Genomic DNA, 545 nt, shown 5'->3' with positions numbered 1-545 from the left:
GCTTATTCAGATAACACCACGTCCTTTCTTCCCGGCGGCGCGCCGAAGAACAAAACGTTCACACTGGAGCTGAAATACTATGGCGAAAAACTGGCGGACCACTGACGGCGATATGCTGGATGACATCTGCCAGAGACACTATGGCAGCGCCGGACTTAACCAGTCACTGGCGGCGGTACTGGAAGCCAATCCCGGACTGGCTGACCTTGGTCCGGTATATCCGGCAGGTGTGGAAATCGTGTTGCCGGACTGGGTGTATGAACCGGAGGAAAAGGAGACGTTTCAGTTATGGGACTGAATGAGTATCAGCCGGATTTCAGCCTGACAGCAGAGGGTGAGGATATCACGAAGGCCATAAAGCGGGGGCTGGCTGAGCTGCGATATACCGATAATGGTGCTGCCACAAAGCGCTCCGATGAACTGATGATAACCCTGTTCAGTGAGACGATGGCGCTGCCACCAAAAGGCGCGGTATTAACGCTGGGGCTGGGATTCAACGGAAACCTGGTAAATAAAGGCAGTTTTACCGTCTGTCAGGTGGCAAG

Annotated in this window: 1 protein-coding gene and 1 pseudogene; both read left to right on the top strand. The window is 53.9% G+C overall.

The features are described from left to right. Positions 1 to 79 precede the first annotated feature (79 nt). The gene (locus tag EQY_RS0123750; RefSeq protein WP_001107807.1) at positions 80 to 298 is read left to right on the top strand and encodes a tail protein X; all 219 of its coding nucleotides are present in this window, start codon (positions 80 to 82) and stop codon (positions 296 to 298) included. Further along, a pseudogene (locus tag EQY_RS0123745) lies at positions 289 to 545 on the top strand (late control protein); the annotation flags it as partial. The gene EQY_RS0123750 and the pseudogene EQY_RS0123745, both read left to right, overlap by 10 nt.

Source organism: Escherichia sp. TW14182, from assembly GCF_000208525.1.
GTDB classification, from domain to species: Bacteria; Pseudomonadota; Gammaproteobacteria; order Enterobacterales; family Enterobacteriaceae; genus Escherichia; species Escherichia ruysiae.
This window is presented reverse-complemented; position numbering and strand designations above follow the sequence as displayed.

What these genes read in the sequence shown, in the direction of transcription:
- EQY_RS0123750 (WP_001107807.1), top strand. Translation starts at nt 80, where the DNA reads ATGGCGAAAAACTGGCGGACCACTGACGGCGATATGCTGGATGACATC.